Origin of the sequence: Peribacillus sp. NPDC058002 (assembly GCF_042886655.1) — a bacterium.
GTDB lineage: Bacteria > Bacillota > Bacilli > Bacillales > DSM-1321 > Peribacillus > Peribacillus aracenensis.
The window spans coordinates 1-2,105 of the sequence record NZ_JBHVQU010000426.1; the positions used below are offsets into that span (position 1 = coordinate 1).

Consider the following 2,105-nt stretch of genomic DNA (forward strand, 5'->3'; position numbering starts at 1 on the left):
CATGTATATAGGACATAGTATATGTAGTTCGATAATATTTATTAAGGCTCGGCCAAGAATAACGGATTGTTTAATTGTTGATTATAGGCGGAATATGAAAAGGTTTAAAACTGCTTATTACTTAAAGTTATTTAAAATAATGAACATTCACAATTTGATTGTACCCTTTATTGGTGGTATTCAATTTAAGCTCTCCCTTTTCAACAGTGTAATTTACATTAGGCTGAAACTCCATTTTAATTCATATAGGATACCTTAGGATCCAGTATGACCTGATTATCTATGTCAGTAATTCCATCTCTTCATAAATTCGTTGGCAAATCATTTGCAACGATTCTTTTTGCAATCCTCGTGAGAACCTGTATTAAGTAATGAGAATAGCTCATATGAGGTGTTTATGTTATGCAGCCAAATGGAGGTCATATCCACATACACCAGGTGCCTTTGGGGTAGGGAGTCTTGTGATTACTGTTCCGGACGCCTGGATCTCCTATTGTTCTTGTTGTGACAAACTATTCACCGACATCCGATGTTGATATTGGAACATGATACATATGCATTATTTTAAATGATAAAACAGGAAAACAGGCAGCACACATAGCACTTGCCTGTTTTTTATATAGCAAAGGTCATGCCTAAGTATTCAAATTGAGAATGAATGTAAAATAGGGAGATTGACAGCAAAATAATTCATATAATAATATATGTGGTTATCAATGGAGATGAACTGAGTTAAAAATCTGTACCTGTTTTATAAAAAAGTTCATTATATTTATTTAATAATTGATCAAGTTGCTGGCTATATTCAACGGCAATATGCGAGTTTAAACCATCTTTAGCGACAATCTTGATAAGTTCATTTCTCTTTAATTCAATTTGTTCGAGAAATTCATTCTTTTTAGCCATTATCTTTCCTTTCTGGCCCCAACATTTTTTTAAGGTACCCTTAATTTATGTGTTCGTTGTAAAATATGTATGAATATAACAATTATATCGGCTTGGATTAATGAATTCAAATAAGTTAACTTATCCCGAGCCCCATCCAGTTATAAGCATTTGGTTGTCATGAAATATTCACAGTTCCATAAATGTATTTTTTTATCTTATTTGTTACAATGTTTATAGGTTGCCATACATAGGAGTGAGCTTATTTGGATGATATTAATATTTTTTTAGCTTTTGGTGCGGGATTTCTGAGCTTTATTTCGCCATGCTGCTTACCGCTATATCCGGCCTTTTTATCTTATATCACTGGTATGAGTGTTGGTGAAATCAAATCCGAGAACGCCATGCTCCAAAAAAGAAGCATGATGCATACTTTATTCTTCCTCCTGGGGTTCTCCCTGGTTTTTATTGCAATAGGGTTTAGCACATCATACCTAGGTTCTTTTTTCTCGAATTATAAAGAATTAATTCGTCAGATTGGGGCCATCCTGATTATCATTTTTGGTTTATTCATTGTAGGAATCTTTCAACCGAAATCTTTGATGAAAGACAGTCGTTTTGAATTTAAGAACCGACCTAGCGGATATATAGGTTCCGTTCTTATCGGACTTGCCTTTGCGGCTGGATGGACCCCTTGTGCAGGTCCGCTATTAGGTGCTGTCATTTCACTGGGTGCAACTAATCCTAGTGCGGCCATGAGCTATATGACTGCCTATATTTTAGGATTTGCCATACCGTTTTTCATATTATCCTTCTTTGTCGGAAAATTGACATGGATCAAAAAGTACAGCCAATACATCATGAAGATTGGCGGATATTTAATGATTGTAATGGGTGTGGTTTTGTTTTTTGATTGGATGACCAAAATAATCGCAGTCCTGTCTAGACTATTCGGTGGCTTTACCGGATTTTAGTCCATAATAAGCTATTTTTTCAATAAAATTCAAAATGGTTTGTCTTTAATTAGGTTTTATGATGTGATTTTTTAATTTTTTTCTGTTTAAACGATCAGAAAGAGAGGCTTTCGCCCGAATATTATTCGTTGAAGATGCAAAGTTTATGAGAATGATACTTTCAAATATTTTACCTAAAGCAGGACATGCAGTGGTCAGTGAGGCGGGAATGGACGAGAAGCCATTGAATTATATCTAATCCTGACC

General features: G+C 34.7%; 2 protein-coding genes. One reads left to right on the forward strand and one right to left on the reverse strand.

Going from position 1 to position 2,105, the window contains the following annotated elements; genetic code table 11:
• Positions 1 to 732 precede the first annotated feature (732 nt).
• Entirely contained in the window at positions 733 to 906 is a 174-nt protein-coding gene (locus ACFVSH_RS25900) for a Spo0E family sporulation regulatory protein-aspartic acid phosphatase (RefSeq protein ID WP_387595346.1), read from the reverse strand.
• Positions 907 to 1,151: 245 nt separating this feature from the next.
• Here ACFVSH_RS25900 and ACFVSH_RS25905 point away from each other — a divergent pair, with 245 nt between their 5' ends.
• Positions 1,152 to 1,859 carry a cytochrome c biogenesis protein CcdA gene (locus tag ACFVSH_RS25905; protein ID WP_387595348.1) on the forward strand — a complete coding sequence of 236 codons (708 nt, stop codon included), beginning with the start codon at positions 1,152 to 1,154 and terminating at the stop codon, positions 1,857 to 1,859.
• The last annotated feature ends 246 nt before the right edge of the window (positions 1,860 to 2,105 follow it).